At 53.0% G+C, this 20,550-nt stretch carries 15 protein-coding genes; 8 read left to right on the top strand and 7 right to left on the bottom strand.

Annotated features, from left to right (window positions below):
• Positions 1-19: 19 nt before the first annotated feature.
• Entirely contained in the window at positions 20-274 is a 255-nt protein-coding gene (locus tag CSK29544_RS13710; protein ID WP_004386309.1) for a GlsB/YeaQ/YmgE family stress response membrane protein, read from the bottom strand.
• 217 nt (positions 275-491) lie between these two features.
• Between CSK29544_RS13710 and ycgR the strand changes: the two genes are divergently transcribed.
• The gene (ycgR, locus tag CSK29544_RS13705) at positions 492-1,223 is read left to right on the top strand and encodes a flagellar brake protein YcgR (RefSeq protein ID WP_029039139.1); all 732 of its coding nucleotides are present in this window, start codon (positions 492-494) and stop codon (positions 1,221-1,223) included.
• Here ycgR and emtA read toward each other — a convergent pair whose 3' ends face one another.
• Positions 1,224-1,835 (bottom strand): membrane-bound lytic murein transglycosylase EmtA, encoded by a 612-nt coding sequence (gene emtA / locus CSK29544_RS13700; protein WP_029039138.1) that lies wholly within the window; start codon positions 1,833-1,835, stop codon positions 1,224-1,226.
• A 129-nt stretch (positions 1,836-1,964) separates the two neighbouring features.
• On the opposite strand from emtA, the gene ldcA reads away from it, so the two are divergent.
• Positions 1,965-2,912 carry a muramoyltetrapeptide carboxypeptidase gene (gene ldcA / locus CSK29544_RS13695; RefSeq protein ID WP_007896640.1) on the top strand — a complete coding sequence of 316 codons (948 nt, stop codon included), beginning with the start codon at positions 1,965-1,967 and terminating at the stop codon, positions 2,910-2,912.
• 139 nt (positions 2,913-3,051) lie between these two features.
• On the opposite strand, the gene proA is transcribed toward ldcA, so the two are convergent.
• Positions 3,052-8,943, bottom strand: coding sequence for an anti-phage protein ProA (gene proA, locus CSK29544_RS13690; RefSeq protein WP_007888110.1), 5,892 nt, complete (start codon positions 8,941-8,943; stop codon positions 3,052-3,054).
• Positions 8,944-9,709: 766 nt separating this feature from the next.
• Positions 9,710-10,003: a DUF1330 domain-containing protein gene (locus CSK29544_RS13685; protein ID WP_007794217.1), complete on the bottom strand. Its 294-nt coding sequence runs from the start codon at positions 10,001-10,003 to the stop codon at positions 9,710-9,712.
• Positions 10,004-10,551: 548 nt separating this feature from the next.
• Here CSK29544_RS13685 and CSK29544_RS13680 point away from each other — a divergent pair.
• Positions 10,552-12,282 carry a potassium/proton antiporter gene (locus CSK29544_RS13680; protein ID WP_007888106.1) on the top strand — a complete coding sequence of 577 codons (1,731 nt, stop codon included), beginning with the start codon at positions 10,552-10,554 and terminating at the stop codon, positions 12,280-12,282.
• Positions 12,283-12,353: 71 nt separating this feature from the next.
• Here the strand turns inward: CSK29544_RS13680 and dadX are convergent, their stop codons facing one another.
• Entirely contained in the window at positions 12,354-13,424 is a 1,071-nt protein-coding gene (gene dadX / locus CSK29544_RS13675; protein ID WP_007888100.1) for a catabolic alanine racemase DadX, read from the bottom strand.
• A gap of 12 nt (positions 13,425-13,436) precedes the next feature.
• Entirely contained in the window at positions 13,437-14,735 is a 1,299-nt protein-coding gene (locus tag CSK29544_RS13670; RefSeq protein ID WP_007888093.1) for a D-amino acid dehydrogenase, read from the bottom strand.
• A 323-nt stretch (positions 14,736-15,058) separates the two neighbouring features.
• Between CSK29544_RS13670 and CSK29544_RS13665 the strand changes: the two genes are divergently transcribed.
• Complete coding sequence (locus CSK29544_RS13665) at positions 15,059-16,594, top strand: SpoVR family protein (protein WP_004384988.1); 1,536 nt, start codon at positions 15,059-15,061, stop codon at positions 16,592-16,594.
• Between the two features lie 60 nt (positions 16,595-16,654).
• Here the strand turns inward: CSK29544_RS13665 and fadR are convergent, their stop codons facing one another.
• On the bottom strand, positions 16,655-17,374 hold the full coding sequence (gene fadR / locus CSK29544_RS13660; protein WP_007888089.1) for a fatty acid metabolism transcriptional regulator FadR: 720 nt from the start codon (positions 17,372-17,374) through the stop codon (positions 16,655-16,657).
• Positions 17,375-17,585: 211 nt separating this feature from the next.
• Between fadR and nhaB the strand changes: the two genes are divergently transcribed.
• The 4 genes from nhaB to CSK29544_RS24765 all read left to right on the top strand — a co-directional run bounded on the left by nhaB (position 17,586) and on the right by CSK29544_RS24765 (position 20,514).
• Complete coding sequence (nhaB, locus tag CSK29544_RS13655; RefSeq protein ID WP_007888083.1) at positions 17,586-19,148, top strand: sodium/proton antiporter NhaB; 1,563 nt, start codon at positions 17,586-17,588, stop codon at positions 19,146-19,148.
• A gap of 136 nt (positions 19,149-19,284) precedes the next feature.
• Positions 19,285-19,818 (top strand): disulfide bond formation protein DsbB, encoded by a 534-nt coding sequence (dsbB, locus tag CSK29544_RS13650; protein ID WP_004384985.1) that lies wholly within the window; start codon positions 19,285-19,287, stop codon positions 19,816-19,818.
• A 152-nt stretch (positions 19,819-19,970) separates the two neighbouring features.
• Entirely contained in the window at positions 19,971-20,060 is a 90-nt protein-coding gene (locus tag CSK29544_RS24925; RefSeq protein WP_085959387.1) for a hypothetical protein, read from the top strand.
• 223 nt (positions 20,061-20,283) lie between these two features.
• Positions 20,284-20,514: a hypothetical protein gene (locus CSK29544_RS24765; protein ID WP_007888078.1), complete on the top strand. Its 231-nt coding sequence runs from the start codon at positions 20,284-20,286 to the stop codon at positions 20,512-20,514.
• Positions 20,515-20,550: the final 36 nt, after the last annotated feature.

The following is a 20,550-nucleotide window of genomic DNA, read 5'->3' as shown; positions in this document are numbered from 1 at the left end:
GGTCCTTACGGACCGTTTTTTAATCCCTGCGCAGCATACGGAAGATCAGCAGCACCACAATGGCACCGACGACCGCCACCAGGAAGCTCGGCAGGTTAAAGCCCGTCACGCTACCGCCCACGCCAAAGAATGTCGCCAGCCAGCCGCCGACCACCGCCCCCACGATCCCGAGCACACAGGTCAGAATAAAGCCGCCGCCGTCACGGCCCGGCATAATCAGTTTGGCAATAATACCCGCGATAAGGCCAAATACGATCCAGGACAAAATACCCATAGTCTCCACCCTCTTGGTTAAGTCTCATTGAATGGTTCGCCACAAGGCGCGACAAACCGAAGTGGTTCAAGTATAGGTAATAAAAAAAGATTCTTCCGGTAAGCTCGGATTATCCTTATACAGAAAATGATTTATTTTAGGATAAATCTTAAGTTTCTGGCGGACGGGCCGATAACCGTTCACATCTCTCTGTCAGTCATTTGAGGAATCACGCGACGTGAGCAATTACAGTGAGCAGTTTCTGAAGCAAAATCCGCTGGCCGTACTGGGGATTTTACGCGACTTGCAAAAAAGCCAGGCGCCGATCCGCCTCTCCTGGGGCGGCTGGCAGTTTATCAGCCGTATTCTTGACGCCTCGCCGGAACAACTGGTGCTGGATTTCGGCAGTCAGGCGAGCGAAAACCAGGCCGTGCAAAAAGCGAAAAATATCCAGTTCAGCGCTGAAGCCCAGGGCGCAAAGGTGGAATTTAACCTGCCTGCGCTGAACGTCGGGGAGTTTCAGAACCTGTCTGCCTTTGTCGCCCCGCTGCCGGAAGCCGTGTGGTTTGTGCAGCGCCGCGAGCATTTTCGCATTACCGCGCCGGTGCAGCCGCAGTTCTACAGCCTGGCGCGTATGCCAGATGGCAAGCTGTTTCGCGGTCGCCTGCAGGATTTGTCGCTTGGCGGCATGGGCACGCTGCTGGAAGGCGCGATGCCGGAAGGGCTGGAAGCAGGAATGCAGTTCTCGCCGCTGGAGCTTGATCTGCTGGAGTGGGGAAAATTTCGTGTCGACGCGCAGCTTTTAACCATCAGCGAGCGCAAAGTCGTGGACAGTAAAAACGAGACTATCGCCACGCCGCGCCTGAGCTTTCGCTTTATGAACGTAAGCCCGGGCACCGAGCGCGAACTCCAGCGCATTATCTTCGCGCTGGAGCGTATCGCCCGGGAAAAAGCCAGCCGGGTGCGCTAATCACATGGCGTTCATCGCCTGCTGCACTTTCCAGATATAACGCGGGGCCTGCGGTGCCGGATGATTTTTCGCGACATGTTCGACAAACTCATCCGGACTGAGATCGTTTATCTTTTCAATCGCCGCTTTGCTGTCTGAAGAGAACGTGCGCAGCAGCGCGCCCGCGCCATTCACATAAGAGACCACCAGCGCGTACTGCATCGTTTCCGGCGCTTCAATGCCCTTCAGGACGCCATGCTCAAGAATGCTTAAATACGCCGTGCCAATCGAAATATTGCGCTCCGGGTTTTTCAGCTCGCTGGACGACGGCTGGCCGCTCCAGCCCATATAGCGGTAGACTTCGCGCCCGGCGGTGGACGCTTTAATCTGCATCAGCCCGACCGCGTTAGATTTACTGACGAGCGTCGGATTACCGCCCGATTCCACTGCGATAATCGCCGTGACCAGACGCGGGCTGACGCCCCAGGCATTGCCGGCTTTTTCGGTAATCGGCATCCACTGCATTGCGCGTTTCACCGGCACCTCAGGGTTCCAGGGCGGGTTTTTATAATCCGGCGTGGAAGAACACCCGGCGAGGAACACCACTAACCACATCAACCATCTTAATTTCACGCAACTTTCCTTTCGATATCAGTGCTAAACGACGCATCACACCGGGCCGCCACGCGGGCATCCGGATGACAACCGCTAAGGTTAGCGGCATGATAGCGGTTTCGCCTGGTATGTCAGCAAGGATTTGTCATGGTCTCTGTTCATCTCATCGCCCCGTCGGGCTACTGCATTAATCAGGACGCTGCCTGGCGCGGCGTACGCCGTCTCGAAGAGGCCGGAATAATCGTAAAAAATCAGCATGTTATCACGCGCCGGATGCAGCGTTTCGCCGGGCGCGACGATGAGCGTCTCGGCGATTTACAGGCGTTAAGCGCATTGTCTGAAAATGGCGCGATCGTGATGCCGGTACGCGGTGGCTACGGGATGACGCGCCTGCTGGAGCGCTTTGATCCGAAGCCCTTGATTGCCCGCCAGCGGGAGAACCCGCTGCTGATTTGCGGCCACAGCGATTTCACGGCGCTGCAGATGCTGCTGCTGGCGCGTGGCAACACGATAACGTTCAGCGGCCCGATGCTGGCCGGGAATTTCGGCGCGCCGGAGATGAACGATTTTACCTGGCGACACTTCTGGCAGGCGCTGACCGAACCGCAATTCACGCTTGCGTGGCGCAGCGACGGCGCGCCCTGCGAAACCGCAGGCACCGTCTGGGGCGGGAACCTGGCCATGCTGGCGTCCATCACCGGCACGCCGTGGATGCCGGTCATCGACGGCGGCATTCTGGTGGTCGAAGACATCAACGAACACCCGTTCCGCGTTGAGCGTATGCTGCTGCAACTGCATGCGGCCGGGATTCTGGCGCGTCAGAAGGCGCTTATCCTCGGGAGCTTCACTGCCGCCGCCGTGAACGACTACGACGACGGCTATAACCTTGAAAGCGTCGCCGCCCTGCTGCGCGAGCGGCTCGGGATCCCGGTGCTGACCGGCCTTGCCTTCGGCCATGAACAGGAGACCGTCACGCTGCCGCTTGGCGCTCACGGCGAACTGCACCATGACGGCGAACGTGCGCAGCTTCGCCTGAGCGGTCATCCGGTGTTACCTGCTGCGGCAGCGACGGGGTTTAAGCAAGGAAGTGAGTGAAAGATGTGTCTGAGCAGCGTGGCTGCTCAGGGTTTACGCTGTGTTCTATGATGGTGGCATACGGAACAGAAATTCTTTTCCTTTAAGGCTATGCAGGATATTAAATTAAGGCCGCTTAATTTTGTAAGCGGCCTTTTTTTTAGATTACCAGTTCAAGTCGTTGTCTTACCTGACTGGTAACTCTTTTAATGCCCAGCAATTTAATCATTTTGGGTATTTTGTTTGCACCACTAACACTCATCGCAAGGGCACGCAACTCCTCACTTGGAATAGCATCAACTTGTCGTATGTCAGCTTCTGTCGCTGGCAAGCGGAACGAATTCCACTCTTTTCTCTGCGCCTCAGAAAGCCATACAAAATCTTCACCATTATCATCTGTTGCAACATAATAATGGTGATCAACAAGTTCCATTATACGCTCGCGAATAAGCCTTCCCGCACGAGTAAACCCATGTGCACGGGCAATACGCTGCACCAATGCAGTGTCAAGGACAGGAGCCTCGCGGTTAACAATTTCTGCAACGAGATTTTTTAGCGTTTCATCATATTCCGCCATATAGAATTTCTCTGGTTCAGTGCAGCCTTGCCATTCCTGCAGGTTATTAACAATATATTTACCTGCAGTTTTACAAGCGTTTTTATCAGATGTCGCTGCACTGGCATATTTGAGTTCCGATGAGAGCGCCTCTGCCTCCTCTTTATTTTCTTCTGATTCGGATTCGACTTTGATATTTGTAACTGATGCTAATAACTCTTCATCATTGGCCACCTGAGCTGCATTCTTCAAAGCAGTCTTTTCGCGGATGACGTTAGCCTCACTCTCTATAGCTAATGTTCCCTTCTCATGATTATTAGCTTCTGCAACAGCTGTATCTGCGGCTCTGGATTCTTCAAGCAGCTTAACAATTGCTGTATGCAATTTTTCAAGCGCACCTTCTTTATCAATCCACCAATCCGTTGACCACAGACGAAGCAGCTTCCAGCCAAGCCCTTGCAGGATTGTGCTTCGAACCTTGTCACGATCTCGTGCAGTGGCTGCGCTATGATAGGTCGCACCATCGCATTCAACGCCTACGAGATAATCACCGGGTTTATCAGGATGAACAATCCCTAGATCTATGCGAAAGCGTGATACGCCAATTTGCGGTACCACCTGCCAGCCTTTTCTTCTCAGTCCGTTTGCAACCGCCTCTTCAAAAGGCGAATCATAACTACCCACCGAACCACGCACAGCCTGAGCCAGGGCTACCGGGCCGCGCTGAGCGAATTCGATAAAATGTTTCAACTGAGAAACAGCCTCTGCATTAGTGCGGTTAAGATCGATAAGTGATGGGTCAAACGAGCTGAAAACTATCATCTCCTGACGTGCACGTGTGACAGCAACGTTCAGCCTGCGCCAGCCACCCTGGCGATTCAAAGGCCCGAAATTCATTGACATTGAATTAGCGCCAGGTTCTGTAGGCCCATATCCAATACCAAGCATAATCAGATCTCGTTCATCGCCTTGTACAGTTTCAAGATTTTTAACAACAACCGGTTCTTCCAGTTCAGGCTGAAAATAAGGTTCAATTTCGGGATACTGCTGCCGGGCACGATCCAGCAAATCACTGATGAGACTTTGCTGTTCCGTGTTTAGTGTGATGATGCCGATTGATTTCCCCGACGTGATAAAGTTTTTATCTTTTAATCGTTTCACGGTTTCTGCAACGATAGCTTCTGCCTCAGCCTGGTTATGGCGCCCTTTTCCTTTGGAATACACACCCGCCACTTTGTACCAATGAACAGCACTTTGACGAGTTTCGGGAGCTGGAAACGTTATTAAGTTATTGCTGTAATAATGATGATTTGAGAAGGCAATCAGGCTTTCATGGCGGCTACGGTAATGCCAGCTCAGGCTATGGTTATACAAGCCAGCTGCCAGGCACTCATCAAGAATGCTTTCCAAATCTTCTTCTGTGTCATCATCCGTTTCGTTTGCAGCACGATTGAAGAAGCTGGTTGGGGGCATCTGACGTGGGTCACCAGCAATAACTACCTGTTTACCACGGGCCATCGCGCCAATAGCATCCCAGGGAGTTATTTGTGAAGCCTCATCAAAAATGACCAAATCAAACAGCGCCTGTTCGGGAGGCAAAAACTGTGCGACAGAAAGCGGACTCATTAACATACAAGGGGCCAGCTTAGTCAGTGCATCACCCATTTCAGCGGCCATCTGTCGCACCGGCTTATGGCGACGGGATTTTTGCAGTTCATTCTTAAGCAAGGCAAATCCTCCTTGCCTTGTAATCTCATTCTTCGCAGGAATCACTCCGCATAAACGCGCGCGAATATAGCGAACGGTCAATTTGGCAAGGCGATCGGTTTGAATACGATAAGCCTCAATATCGCTCATATGCTCTGCGGGGACAAAATTATGCATTAGCGGTTCTGAGTCGATCATCCAGGAAGCAAACCAACGGCAATATGCTGTCTCAAATAAAGCTGATGCACTTTGTTCATGTGGACCCAAGTGAATAAGAGCATGAATAAGCGGTAATAATCCCTGTTGAACTGCTTCTTCGCGCACCCGACACCAGTCACTCCAGCTTTTTAATGAAGACTGATGATTGACAATATTCAGCGCGCAGCTATGCAATGCAGATATCGTCATCTCACTTTCTGTTGCCTTGATCAATGAGCAAAACCTTGATTTGCTCTCTGAAAAACTATGAAGTGTGACGCGAAGTTTTTCCGTAAGGGCAGCGATAATTCCTTGTGCATCCAAGAGCTCATTGGCATCGATAAGGAGCGTCTTAACTGCAGAGCGAATTTCGGCCAGCTGCTGTGGCGAGGATGCAAAACCTGACTGTGCAATACGAATAGCATCGGCTAAATCGATGGCATGCTGCAAATCTGAATATTCAGTATCCAGTCCATTCCATCCCGGCATAGATGCCGTCAAGGGCATGAGCTCTGACAATTTTTTGTGTAACGATTGAAGCGTTTTAATAACCTGTACATCAGTAGAAATATCAGGAGTCGCACAAAGAGAGCACTGGCGAATGTAGGCACCAATAACTTTCTTACGAGCCCTTGTAGCTAAGAACCAGAACTTTTTATCCGCTTCTTCAAGTGATTTATGGATTTGCTCAGTATTAACCTGCAGCCAACTGTTATCAGGATAAACGACGGACAACTGCGTTTTCGCTATTTCTATTTCTTTCAACAAACTAATCGCCATTTTAGCCGCGTCAATGCGGGTAGTGGCGTCTGGAAGAAACATAAAGCTGAGCTCCAAACCGTGCGCTTTAGATAATGCTTCGCACAGCATGGTTAGCTGAATAATTTTTTCTGGCTCGTCTGACTCGAGTGTAATTCCTGTTGCCTTGAGTAATTCTTCAGTGGCCTGTTTGAGTTGCTCAATGTTATTCGGGAAATTGTGGGCCTCTGTAAGCAATGACGATTGCCATCCATTTGTCCAGTCAGTCTGATTGATACATTCGAAATGGGTACCATGCTGTATGAGTGCATGACGATTAAGTTCAAGGCGTCTGGCAATGTCTCTGAACTGTTCCATCTGTTCAGCGGTATGTAACGTACCGGCAAGCCATGTAAATTGCGGCGTTAAGTTACTGGCATCTCGAATAACACGCCCCATCGCCTGATGAAGAGTTAAACCGTTTGGCCAGCGATGATGAAGTAATCTGACAACCTCATTAAGCTTGTCACGGAGATGCTGAACTTTAGCTGCTTCTTCTTCCCACTCAGTCGTCGTCAGTACATCACGCGCACCCCATGCTCTTTCCAGTTGTTTAAGAAAATCGACCTTCGACGTTTTACTTGAATGAAGCTCAAGACAAAACTCACCCAACCCCTGCGCTTCAAGCCTGCGATAAACCACTTCAAGTGCCGCTTTCTTCTCAGCGACAAACAAAATTCTCCTGCCCAGAGCAAGATTGTGAGCAATCATGTTAGCAATCGTTTGAGACTTGCCAGTTCCGGGCGGTCCATCCAGAACAAAATCCCGCCCTTTAGCTGAAGCCACTACAGCTGCAATTTGAGAAGAGTCTGCAGGTAATGGCAGAAACAGTTCACTGGCGTTAACCGCATCATCCAGCCTGTCAACTTCAACGATCTCTCCTTTACTCTCAAGCGTCGCATTTTTCTGGCCTCGCTCAATGAGATACTTAACCACTGTGCTTTGCATCAGCTGAGGTGATCTATCAAGGAGATCTTTCCACATAAGATATTTGGCAAATGAAAACGTACCAATCACGACATCACGAGTAACTTCAAAACCCGGCATATCCCTTACAGCACGGCGAACTGTGTTCCATATGCCTTCTACATCAATCCCGCTTTCATCAGTGGGTAATTCGCCATCCAACCCTTTGATTGTCAGTGCAAAGTCATTTTTAAGGAGTTCAAGCAATGTGAGATTGAAACGTGGCTCCTCTTCCAGAAGACGCATAGTCACGCCGGAGAGTGCGCTTTTACGATCCAACTGGATAGGCAAAAGAATCAGAGGAGCCGAAAAACTTTTAGGATCATCTGTGGATTTTTTCCATTTGAGAAAACCAATAGCGAGAAAGAGAGTGTTAGCTCCCCCTTCTTCAAGATCACTCTTTGATTTGCGATACAAATCGATAAGCGCTGATTCTAATCGTCCCTTTTCGAGATGAGATACTACCTCACCACGCTCAAGCGCCAGATGAGCGTATTCTTCACGTAGATCCGCATGTGTTTGCTGGCGATATAATTCGGCGTCGCGCCCTCCCATTTCAAGGTCAGGTAAAGAAACGATCCGAATACGTTTGCCCTCTGCAAGTTTATCCTCAAGATAACCAGGGTTTGGGCATATGAGCCGGATACCTTTGGCACTTTCAGGAAAGTGCAAAAGGCGGTTGCGGGTCGTCAAATCCAGCAGCTTACGTTGCCACTGCACTAAACGGCTGGTGGTTTCTTTATCGTCTTCAACCTCGATATCCAGATCAAAGGATGGCAGAAATGGCGCTGCTTCAAAACCGTTTCGGGCCTCTATAGTTGAATCCTGCGCATGGTCTAAGTGAGTAACACCTAATGCCAGAGGGCGAACCTTCTGCATCCTTGCACGATGAGTATCGATAGCTGCATGAAACTTTTCTTCTGTCAAATGACTAAGCGCTGCCTCAAACGCTTGTGAAAAAGAAGGTGGGTACGGCTGGGTAATGAGAGTGGTTTCAAAGACCATCATTTCTTTTAGATCGACTCGTTTACGCACTGACGATACATCCTCAGTCACTAATTGCGCAAACTCCTGAGGCTGCAGCCATAAGCCCGCAAAAGCATGGCCTTCACTGAGTAATATCAATGAATTAAGACCCATTTGTTCAAGTGCTGATGCGAATAAGAGCGATGTATCAAGACAGGTAGCCACTTTACCTTCAAGAATGGCACCCGGTGTGCGGATTTTTTGTCCATTTTGCTCAAAGCTAGCAGGAGGTAAGGCATAACTGAGACCGAGATTACAGATAGCGGTCCAAAGCGCTGACGCCATCTCCCAGACTCTGGTTCTTGACTGGCTTTTATAACCATCAAGAGCGTCGTCCTTCCCTGCACTCCGTAAAACATCGGATGTTGCTTTAAGGAGTCTATCTATTGCAGGATCGTTCGGCATTACGAATGATGGCAGCAATTCGACCATAACATTGCCGCCCCATTCATTTTTTGCGAGTGCCTCAAGTGGGTAATGAAGTGCCAGAAGTTCCTTCTCTCCCTGCCGCAGAATTAACGTCACTTCACATGTTACGCTTTCTGTGAGTTCGGCTAACCATTCAGCATTTAGCTTTACATCGCGTTCGCGGATATCAATTGAAGAGCCTGCAAGAAGACGGTCTATATTCCATTGTTTTTCTTCCAGAACCGCTGGAGATGTTTGCAGAGATAATGTCAAATCTTCCCAGCTTTCATCTGTTTCGTTATGCAAGATAAGTTCGCGTAATAGTGGTACCGCATTCTGGTGTGAAGTGAACCCTAGTTTACTTGCAATACTTACCTGCGCTTTGATAGCCATAAAAACGCTTCTCCTTAGAGTAAATCCACTCAGGCATTGGATAGTTTTCGACGTTCCAGGAAGTTATAAAGCCATATGGGTAGTGTCATTGATGAATAGTTGCGACGATGAACGAAAAATCGCAGGCGTAATGTACAGTCCGATGCTTAATACGGTGGCAAAAGACAACAAACGCGAAGCAACATCACGGCAATTCTACCGGGGGAATGCTTTATCTCAGAATAGTCTTGATTTAACACTTTAAATGATCATGAACAGCTAATCTATAGAGCGCTGAATTTGTAAAGCTAATATTTCAATGCACAAGCATTTAATTATCACAGCCCTAAATAGTTTCTCAATCTTACATTGTTTCCATATATAATATATTTCAGCCCTTTCAACTGATAATTTATTATTAGTCAAATAAATATATTAATGGGCGCCTACACAATGATTAAAATCGGGAATTAGACTGATACAAGTGGTAAATCGGGGCGACTCGAAAAGTCTATAGAGATACACACCACGATAGAGCCAGGAAATAATTTCTATATACAATAATGCCAGCTAATACGTATTATCATTAACAATCCTCAGAAACCTCATAGCCCTTGTAAACGTAAAAACCACAGCCGAAAAATCCCGATGACATTGTTGCCAACAATATCATTAGTTAGAAAAGTCTCCTTTTCATTAAAAGTGTGTTCCTTAAAATATCAATCTACCATCGTAAATTATTCGCAACGTCCGCTCCCTCACGAGCGGACGTTCCGGCTTTAACGCATCACACTTCCGGCCCTTCCACTAACACCAGCGTGCCGGTCGCGGCTTTTAAACGCATGGCTTTGGCGGCCTGATACGCTGGGCTTTCATAAAAGCGCTTCGCGTCGTCGAACGAATCAAATTCCAGAACGAGGTGCTTTCCGTGGGCCTCGCCTTCAAGATTTTCATACTGCCCTGACCATGCCACGATTTTCGGATTAAAAGGTTGCATGGCCTGTGCGGCGGCCTCAGCATATTCCGCGTAAGCAGCCGGATCGGTGATGGTCACGTGAGCCACCAGATAGCCTTTCTTCATTTTCTCTTCCTTTAATAACAGTGGGTTTTATGCTCGCGCTGGCGAGAGACTGAACGGGCGCAAGACGGGTAAATTATTTTCTGTATCAATGCAAGCAGGTGTCCGGCGCGCGGCAGCGTCGTGCGGTTACGCGATTTGAGGCAGTCTATTAGGTACAGAGAGGGTTATAAATACGCAAAAACAGAACACACTGTTACCTGAAAGAGGAATAATCGACACAGGAATATCGCAGCGCGTCAGCTGCTTCACGGGCTGGGCGCAGATCCTGCAACCGTCCTTTGCCTGACAAGAGCATTAGCGACAGCGAGACACGCATTTGGCTGCCAGTGAGACGTAAGATAAATCCCGAACCGCCTGCAAAACAGCGCCCTGAAGGCAAAGATGTTGCGAATGGGTAACCGGATGGCCCCTGCGATCTGCTACCCTCATTGACAGTTACGCTACGCAAACATCGGGAAAATGTCATTCACCATGCTAATTAAACCGATTGATTCATAATTAGTATGTTAAGTTTTTAGAAAACCCATCAGCAGAGGAGATCGCGCACGTTGGACGCCGGGACGATAATTAGTCTTTTTATTCTGGGTTCGGTACTGGTCACCTGCAGTATCCTGTTAAGTTCATTCTCGTCACGTCTTGGTATCCCCATTCTGGTGATTTTCCTGGCTATCGGCATGCTTGCGGGCGTGGATGGCGTGGGCGGAATTCCGTTTGACAACTACCCTTTCGCGTATCTGATAAGTAACCTGGCGCTGGCCGTCATCCTGCTGGATGGCGGGATGCGCACTCAGGCCAGCTCCTTTAAAGTGGCCCTCGGCCCTGCGCTGTCGCTCGCCACGGTCGGGGTGCTGATTACTTCCGGGCTGACCGGCATGGCCGCCGCATGGCTGTTCCATCTGGACATCATGGAAGGGTTACTGATTGGCGCGATAGTCGGCTCTACCGACGCCGCAGCGGTTTTCTCGCTGCTCGGCGGCAAAGGCCTGAACGAGCGTGTCAGCTCAACGCTTGAGATTGAGTCCGGCAGTAACGATCCGATGGCGGTGTTTCTCACCATCACGCTGATTTCGATGATTCAGGAGCATCAGACCGCGCTGAGCTGGCTGTTCCTGGTGCATATCATTCAGCAGTTCGGGCTCGGGATACTTATTGGCCTTGGCGGCGGCTGGCTGCTTTTAAAAACCATTAACCGTATTCCGCTGCCCTCCGGGCTTTATCCGCTACTGGCGTTAAGCGGCGGCATCATGGTGTTCTCCGTAACCACCGCGCTGGATGGCAGCGGCATTCTCGCAGTCTATCTGTGCGGTTTTGTGCTGGGTAATAAGCCTATTCGCAACCGCTACGGCATTCAGCAAACGTTCGACGGCCTCGCCTGGCTTGCGCAGATTGGCATGTTCCTGGTGCTCGGCCTGCTGGTGACACCGTCACATCTGCTGCCCATCGCCATTCCGGCGCTGCTGCTGTCGCTGTGGATGATTTTCGTCGCCCGCCCGCTCTCTATTTTTACCGGACTGCTGCCGTTTCGCGGGTTTACGCTGCGTGAGCGCGTGTTTATCAGCTGGGTGGGCCTGCGCGGCGCAGTGCCGATTATCCTTGCGGTCTTCCCGATGATGGCCGGTTTGCCGCGCGCGAATCTGTTTTTCGATGTGGCATTTTTCGTGGTGCTGGTGTCGCTGCTCTTCCAGGGAACGACGCTCGGCTGGGCCGCGAAAAAGGCCAAAGTGGTGGTGCCGGAAGTGGGCCGTCCGCAGTCGCGCGTGGGGCTGGATATTCACCCGGAAAACCCGTGGGAGCAGTTTGTTTATCAACTGAGCGCCGATAAATGGTGCGTCGGCGCGGCGCTACGCGACCTCCACATGCCGAAAGAGACGCGCATCGCGGCGCTGTTTCGTGAAAACCAGCTGATGCACCCGACCGGCAGCACCCGGCTGCGTGAAGGCGACGTGCTGTGCGTGATTGGCCGCGAACGTGACCTGCCTGCGCTCGGCAAGCTGTTCAGCCAGTCGCCGCCGGTGGCGCTCGACCAGCGTTTCTTCGGCGATTTTATCCTCGAAGCGGACACGAAATTCTCCGACGTGGCGTTTATCTACGGGCTGGATGACCAGTCGGCGGTGGATCAAAACCGCACCATTGGTGAAGTGGTGCTGGCGCTGATTGGTGCCGCGCCTGTCGTGGGCGACCAGGTGGATTTTGCAGGCATGACGTGGACGGTGGCGGAGAAAGAGAATAACCAGATCCGCCGCATCGGTCTGAAAGTCGCCGAGGACAGCGACGAGTAAGACGTTATAGCGTGGTAGAAAAGAAAAAGGGAAACCGCGGGTTTCCCTTTTTTATCGCCGGTATGACGCGTTTAGCGCGTGCTGACCGGCACGCGCGGCGCCAGCGCGCACATCAGCTCATAGCCGATAGTGCCGCAGGCCGCGGCGACATCGTCAATTTTAATCTCGTTGCCCCACAGCTCCACCGGGCTGCCGATGCCTGCCTGCGGACAAGGCGTGAGATCGACTGCCAGCATATCCATCGAGACAGTGCCGACAATGCCGGTACGCACGCCATCCACCAGCACTGGCGTGCCGTCCGGCGCATGACGCGGATACCCGTCAGCGTAACCGCCCGCTACAATGCCGATACGCTGTTCGCCAGCGGCGCGGTAACGGCTGCCGTAACCCACGGTATCGCCCGGCTTGAGCGTCTGCACGCCGATAATCTCGCTTTTCAGCGTCATCACCGGCTGCAGGCCGCTGGTGGCGATATCGCGCCACTGCCCGCTCGGCGACGCGCCGTAGAGCACGATGCCAGGACGAACCCAGTCAAAGTGCGCCTGCGGGTGCCAGAGCGCGGCGGCGGAGTTCGCGAGCGAACGCGGCGCGTCGATGCCTTCCGCCGCCTGCTCAATGCGCACCATCGCCGCATCGATACCATCCGGGCGGTCGGCATCGGCGAAGTGCGCCATCAGCGTTATCTGCCCCACGTTGGCAATCGCTTTCAGCTGCTGCCAGATGGTGTGCACCCGCTCCGGTACAAAACCCAGACGGTTCATGCCGCTGTTGATTTTGAGATAGACATCCAGCGGCGCGTTCAGCTTCGCCTCCGCCAGCGCCTTTAACTGCCAGTTGCTGTGCACGCTGGTGGTGAGCCGGTATTTATCAAACAGCGGCAGCTCATCGGCGTGGAAAAAGCCTTCCAGCATCAGAATCGGCCCCTTCCAGCCGCGCTCGCGCAGCAAAATGGCTTCTTCCAGATTGAGCATGGCAAAACCGTCGGTGGCACCGAGCGCCGACCAGACGCGATCAAGCCCGTGGCCGTAGGCGTTCGCCTTGACCACTGACCAGACGCGCGACCGGGGTGCCGCGCGGCGCACTACCTCCAGGTTGTGACGCAGAGCCTGCAAATCCAGGCTCGCCTGTATCGGACGAGACATGCGGGTTCCTTATCAGGGGTGCGCGCCGTGCAGGCGGTGGGAGGACGACGGCGTAAAGCCTGGCGCGTAACGGGCGACTGACAGATCTTCAAACGGAATCGCGGGCGTGCGGCCGGAGATAATATCGCTCAGAAGCTGCCCGGAGCCGCAGGCCATCGTCCAGCCGAGCGTACCGTGGCCGGTATTGAGCCACAGGTTTTTAAATTCGGTGCGCCCGACCACCGGCGTGCCGTCCGGCGTCATCGGGCGCAGGCCGGTCCAGAATTTCGCCTGTTCGATATGGCCGCCGCGCGGGTAGAGATCGCGCACGACCATTTCCAGCGTCTCCTGACGCGGTTTCAAAAGCTCGGTATTAAAGCCGACAATTTCGGCCATACCGCCAACGCGGATGCGGTTATCAAAGCGCGTAATAGCGATTTTATAGGTTTCATCGAGCACAGTGGAGACCGGCGCGCCGGTTTCGTCGGCAATCGGGATAGTGAGCGAGTAGCCCTTCAGCGGGTAGACCGGAATATCCACGATGCCTTTGAGCATAGCGGTGGAATAGGATCCGAACGCCATCACATAGCCATCGGCTTTGATGACTTCATCGCCGCACTTCACGCCGTAAATGCGCTGGCCTTCCGAGAGCAGTCTGTCCACCGGCGTGTTGTAACGGAACACCACGCCTGCCGCTTCCGCCATCTGCGCGAGGCGCGTGGTGAAAAGCTGGCAGTCGCCGGTTTCGTCGTTCGGCAGTTGCAGCCCGCCGGTGAGTTTATGCGCCACGTCCGCCAGCGCCGGTTCAACCTGCGCCAGCTCAGCGGCTTTCAGCAGGCGGAACGGCACGCCTTCGCTTTCCAGCACCGCGATATCGTGCGAGGCGTTTTCATACTGCTGCTCGGTGCGGAACAGTTGCAGCGTCCCGCCCTGACGGCCTTCATACTGAATACCGGTGGATTCGCGCAGCGCTTTTAAGCAGTCGCGGCTGTATTCCGCGAGACGCACCATACGGCCTTTATTCTGCATGTAGTGGCGGGTGTCGCAGTTACGCAGCATCTGCCACATCCACTTGAGCTGAAAATGCGTGCCGTCAAGGCTGATGGCCAGCGGCGCGTGACGCTGGAACATCCACTTGATGGCTTTCAGCGGCACGCCGGGCGCAGCCCAGGGCGCTGCATAACCGGGCGAGATCTGGCCGGCGTTGGCGGCGCTGGTTTCCAGCGCCGGGCCCGGCTCGCGATCGATCACCGTCACTTCGTGCCCCGCCTGGCGTAAATACCAGGCGCTGGCGACGCCGACAACTCCACTCCCCAGCACGACTACATGCATGTCCTCTTCCTTCTCAGGCTAAAGAATAATTAACTGATTACAAATTGATAACCCAGAAGAAAATATTATTCAACATATGGCTTTTTTATGGTGAACCGACTCACAACTTTCCCCGCCACAGCGGGGATAGCGCTTTCAGGATCTCCTGCCTCCCTTCCCATTCCGACAAAATAAAATGCTGCGATACCTGTCATTTACCGACAGGTGGGCTCAGGAAATCGCGCAGAAAAAATTTTTGCCGTGGCGCTGATAAGTCGGGGGTGATCTATGCTTGAAATTAAGGCTCTCCCCGGATGAGAGCCGCTAACAATGAGGGCGCGCTGATGGCTACCGTAACTGATTCCCTGAAAAAGGATACCCAACGTCTGAGCGACGGGCCGGACTGGACATTTGAGCTGCTGGATGTCTATCTCGCTGAAATCGATCGCGTGGCGAAACTCTACCGGCTGGACACTTACCCGCATCAGATTGAGATAATCACCTCCGAACAGATGATGGATGCATACTCCAGCGTCGGGATGCCGATTAACTACCCGCACTGGTCGTTTGGTAAGAAATTCATCGAGACCGAGCGGCTCTACAAGCATGGGCAGCAAGGGCTGGCCTATGAAATCGTGATTAATTCCAATCCGTGTATCGCGTATCTGATGGAAGAGAACACCATTACCATGCAGGCGCTGGTAATGGCGCACGCCTGTTACGGCCACAACTCGTTTTTCAAAAATAATTATCTGTTCCGCAGCTGGACCGACGCCAGCTCGATTGTCGATTACCTGATTTTCGCCCGTCACTACATCACCGAGTGTGAAGAGCGCTACGGCGTTGATGAAGTCGAGAAGCTGCTGGATTCGTGCCACGCGCTGATGAATTACGGCGTGGATCGTTATAAACGCCCGCAGAAGATCTCGCTCCAGGAAGAGAAAGCGCGCCAGAAAAGCCGCGAAGAGTATCTGCAAAGCCAGGTCAATATGCTGTGGCGCACGTTGCCACGTCGAGAAGAGGAGAAAGCCGTCGAGGCGCACCACCGCTTCCCGGCCGAGCCGCAGGAAAACCTGCTCTACTTTATGGAGAAGAACGCCCCGCTGCTGGAGCCGTGGCAGCGCGAGATCCTGCGCATCGTGCGGAAGGTGAGCCAGTATTTTTACCCGCAGAAACAGACGCAGGTGATGAACGAAGGCTGGGCGACGTTCTGGCACTACACCATCCTGAACCATCTCTATGATGAAGGAAAAGTGACCGAGCGCTTTATGCTGGAATTTTTACACAGCCACACCAACGTGGTATTCCAGCCGCCCTATAACAGCCAGTGGTACAGCGGTATTAACCCGTATGCGCTCGGCTTCGCTATGTTCCAGGACATCAAGCGTATCTGCCAGAACCCGACCGACGAAGACCGCCACTGGTTCCCGGATATCGCCGGCTCCGACTGGCTGGAAACCCTGCATTTCGCGATGCGCGACTTCAAAGATGAGAGCTTTATCAGCCAGTTCCTGTCGCCGAAAGTGATGCGCGATTTCCGCTTTTTTACGGTGCTGGATGACGATCGCAACAACTATCTGGAAATTGAGGCGATTCACAATGAAGAGGGCTACCGGTCGATTCGTAATGAGCTGTCGGCCCAGTACAATCTCAGTAACCTGGAGCCGAATATTCAGGTGTGGAACGTTAACCTGCGCGGCGATCGCGCGCTGACGCTGCGCTACATTCCCCAGCATCGCGCGCCGCTCGACAAAGGCCGCCGCGAAGTGCTGAAACATGTGCATCGCCTGTGGGGCTTCGACGTGCTGCTGGAGCAGCAGAACGAAGACGGCAGCGTAGAACTGCTGGAGCGCTGCCCGCCGCGCATCAATACGCTCTGACACCTGCGTTCAACAAAAAAGGCTTCCCGAAGGAAGCCTTTTTTATGTTTGCGTCATGCCTTAACGGCTGTGCATCGCCAGATCGCCCGGCAGGTTTTTCTGCATCCGGTGCCAGATCTCGCCACTTTCACGGCCGTAAGTACGCACCACGTCGTAGACCTGATCGTGCTGCCCTTCGCGCGAGAGCGTGCCGAGCTTATGGTAGAAGCCCAGCGCCAGGCTACGCGCTTCCGGATTAGAGAAATAGTGACGGCCAATGCGGGTATAGAGCCCTTTCATGCCGTTGAGAATCAGCCCGTAGATAGGGTTGCCGGAGGCGAACGCCAGACCGCGGAAAATGTTGTAATCGAGCTCCGCGAAAGCGTCTGCGTGATCTTCCACTTCATCCGCCGTCGCGAGCACTTCACGCGCGCGCTCCGGGTGCATACGCAACGCGGTACGAATAAAAATCGTCGCGATGTTGGTGCGCACGGAAAGCAGGTTGTCGATAAGCTGCGGGACGCTTTCGTGGTCGAGACGCGCCAGCGTTTCGAGAATATTGAGGCCTGAGGTTTCCCAGAAGTTGTTTACTTTCGTAGGCTTACCGTGCTGGATAGTCAGCCAGCCGTCGCGCGCCAGGCGCTGTAACACTTCGCGCAGGGTGGTGCGCGTCACGCCAATCAGTTCAGAGAGTTCGCGTTCAGCAGGCAGAATAGATCCCGGAGGGAAGCGGTTATTCCAGATGCTTTCAATAATGTACTCTTCCGCGAAACCCGCCGGGCTCTGCGCCTTAATCACCATAATGAGCTTTCCAATACACCTGAGATGCAAAATTCACTCATCATACCAGACGCGCCGGGGCGCAGATAGCATGACGAAATGTAAAAAAAGGGATCGTGGTTCGGTTTTTAACAATCCCCACCGGCCCGCCATACGCGCCTGCGGCTTGATTGCCGCACCACTGCCGGGTACCCTGACATGTTAACGAAAAATAACCGTAAAGGATCATGGCATGGAAATTTCATATGGCCGGGCGTTGTATCGTAACTTTTTAGGACAATCTCCGGACTGGTACAAGCTTTGTTTACTTGGCTTTTTGATTCTTAATCCTCTGGTTTTCTGGGTAAGCCCCTTCGCCGCCGGCTGGCTGCTGGTGATTGAGTTTATCTTCACGCTGGCGATGGCGCTGAAGTGTTACCCCCTGCTGCCGGGCGGATTGCTGGCCGTCGAGGCGCTGTTTATCGGGATGACCAGCGCCGAGCACGTGCGCGAAGAAGTGGCGAATAACCTCGCCGTGGTACTGCTGCTGATTTTCATGGTGGCGGGCATTTACTTTATGAAGCAGTTGCTGCTGCTGATTTTCACCCGCCTGCTGCTGGGCATTCGCTCCAAGACCCTGCTCTCACTGGCATTCTGCTTTGCGGCGGCGTTTCTTTCCGCGTTCCTCGACGCGCTGACGGTCGTCGCTGTGGTTATCAGCGTGGCGGTGGGCTTTTACGGTATCTACCATCGCGTCGCGTCGAATCGTGATGAGGGGCAGGAGCTGGTGGATGATGCCCAGCTGGACGACGAGCGCCGCGCCACGCTTGAGCGCTTTCGCGCGTTTCTGCGCAGCCTGATGATGCACGCGGGCGTTGGCACCGCGCTTGGCGGCGTGATGACGATGGTCGGCGAACCGCAAAACCTGATTATCGCGCACGCGGCGGGCTGGAGCTTCGGCGACTTCCTGCTGCGCGTCGCGCCCGTGAGCGTGCCGGTCTTTATCTGCGGCATCGTCACCTGCATTCTCGTGGAGAAAACCAAATCGTTCGGCTATGGCGAACCGCTGCCGGAGCCGGTGCGTAAGATCCTGCGCGAATACGATGACAAGAGCCGCCAGAAGCGTACCCGTCAGGACACCATGAAACTGATAATCCAGGGGCTTATCGGCGTGTGGCTGATTACGGCGCTGGCGCTGCATCTGGCGGAAGTGGGCCTGATTGGTCTTTCGGTCATTATTCTCGCCTCGTCGCTGTGCGGCGTCACCGACGAGCACGCTATCGGCAAAGCGTTTACCGAAGCGCTGCCCTTTACCGCCCTGCTGACAGTGTTCTTCGCCGTGGTTGCCGTTATCATCGACCAGCATCTCTTCGCGCCGATTATCGCGTATGTGCTCGAAGCCTCGCCGCATAACCAGCTGTCGCTGTTCTATCTTTTCAACGGCCTGCTGTCGTCTATCTCCGATAATGTGTTTGTTGGCACGGTATATATCAACGAAGCGAAAAGCGCGCTCCAACAGGGGGTTATCGACGCGAAACAGTTTGAGATGCTGGCGGTGGCGATCAATACCGGCACCAACCTTCCGTCCGTCGCCACGCCAAACGGCCAGGCGGCGTTTCTGTTCCTGCTGACCTCAGCCCTGGCGCCGCTAATCCGTCTCTCCTATGGCCGCATGGTCTGGATGGCGCTGCCGTATACTATCGTACTGACGCTGGTGGGACTCGCCTGTGTACAGTTTACGCTGGTGCCGTTCACCGACTGGCTACTGCAAAGCGGCTGGGTGAGTACGCCTGCCACGACGGCGCTGCTGCATTAATCGCAAATCGGGCTCCCGCAGCCCGATTTTCTTTTTATGGGCAGAGGTTTAATGCGTTATTTTTGATGTGGCTAGTGGCGTCAAACCCGTTTTCGTTTACACTGCCGGTTCAACGCAGATTGCAGAGATAATCATTATGTTGCGATATTTAAACCAGTGTTCGCGTGGGCGCGGCGCATGGCTTTTGCTGGCGCTTACCGCTTTCGCGCTGGAAATGGTGGCGCTGTGGTTCCAGCATGTCATGATGCTGAAGCCGTGCGTGTTGTGTATTTATGAACGTTGCGCGCTGTTTGGCGTAATGGGCGCAGGGCTGGTGGGAGCCATTGCACCGAAAACCCCGTTACGTTTTGTGGCGATGGGTATCTGGATTTACAGCGCCTGGAAAGGCCTGATGCTCGCCATTGAGCACACAAACATCCAGTTGCACCCTTCACCGTTTGTGACCTGCGATTTCGCAGCGCGTTTCCCGAGCTGGCTGCCGCTCGATAAATGGCTGCCGCAGGTGTTTGTCGCCAGCGGCGACTGCGCCGAGCGCCAGTGGTCCTTCCTGACGCTTGAGATGCCGCAGTGGTTAATCGGCATTTTCGCCGCTTATCTGGTGGTTGCCCTGCTGGTGCTGCTGGCGCAGGCGTTCAAACCGAAAAAACGCGATCTTTTCGGCCGCTACTGAGTGCTTCTCAGTTGCGCTGCACCACGCCCACCGCGCTCCGGCCGGTGGGCGTTTTTTTTTGGCTCAACATACGCATTGCCTTTACCGCCTGGCTTGTTCTGAGTTCACCTGCCTATACTTAATTGTGAGTTGATTAACGACAGGAGGACGTAATGAATAAGTATTTACTTAACGTCGAAAAAGACGATCCGAACGAAGCACCGGAATCTGGCGATAAAAGGCCGAGCCCGAATCAGAAGTAAGTAGAAGGTCGCTGAGGCGGCCTTTTTTATCGTATTTTTTTACAATCGCTGGTTTATTAGACAATAAGGTCTTTACTTAACTTTACGATTAAAAACAGAGCCTTAATTATCACTACAATAGATATAGACTATCAGTTCAATCACTATAAAAAGGTGAATTGTATCAAGGCAAGAGATGTGCTATTTGTGTGGTCAGATGATTTTGCTAAGCCTTCTCAGCCTTATGAACCCACTGATTTTTCGTGACGATATTTGCATTAAAGCCGTGCTCACGGCGTCCGGTACGCTGCGCGGCGTATCGATTATCCGACTTTCGGATAATGAAAATCTGATAACCATCATCGCGCAACCCTGCAGCCATCTTGAAGAACAGGTTGCTCGTTTTTTATCCCTCACTACTGATGAGCACGCTACGCTGCATCAGTTCCTCGCGCAATTCTGCGAACCAGAATAAGCCGTCATTACGCTTTAATTAATGAAAATGCAATTA

The organism is Cronobacter sakazakii, assembly GCF_000982825.1.
Taxonomy (GTDB): Bacteria; Pseudomonadota; Gammaproteobacteria; order Enterobacterales; family Enterobacteriaceae; genus Cronobacter; species Cronobacter sakazakii.
This window is presented reverse-complemented; position numbering and strand designations above follow the sequence as displayed.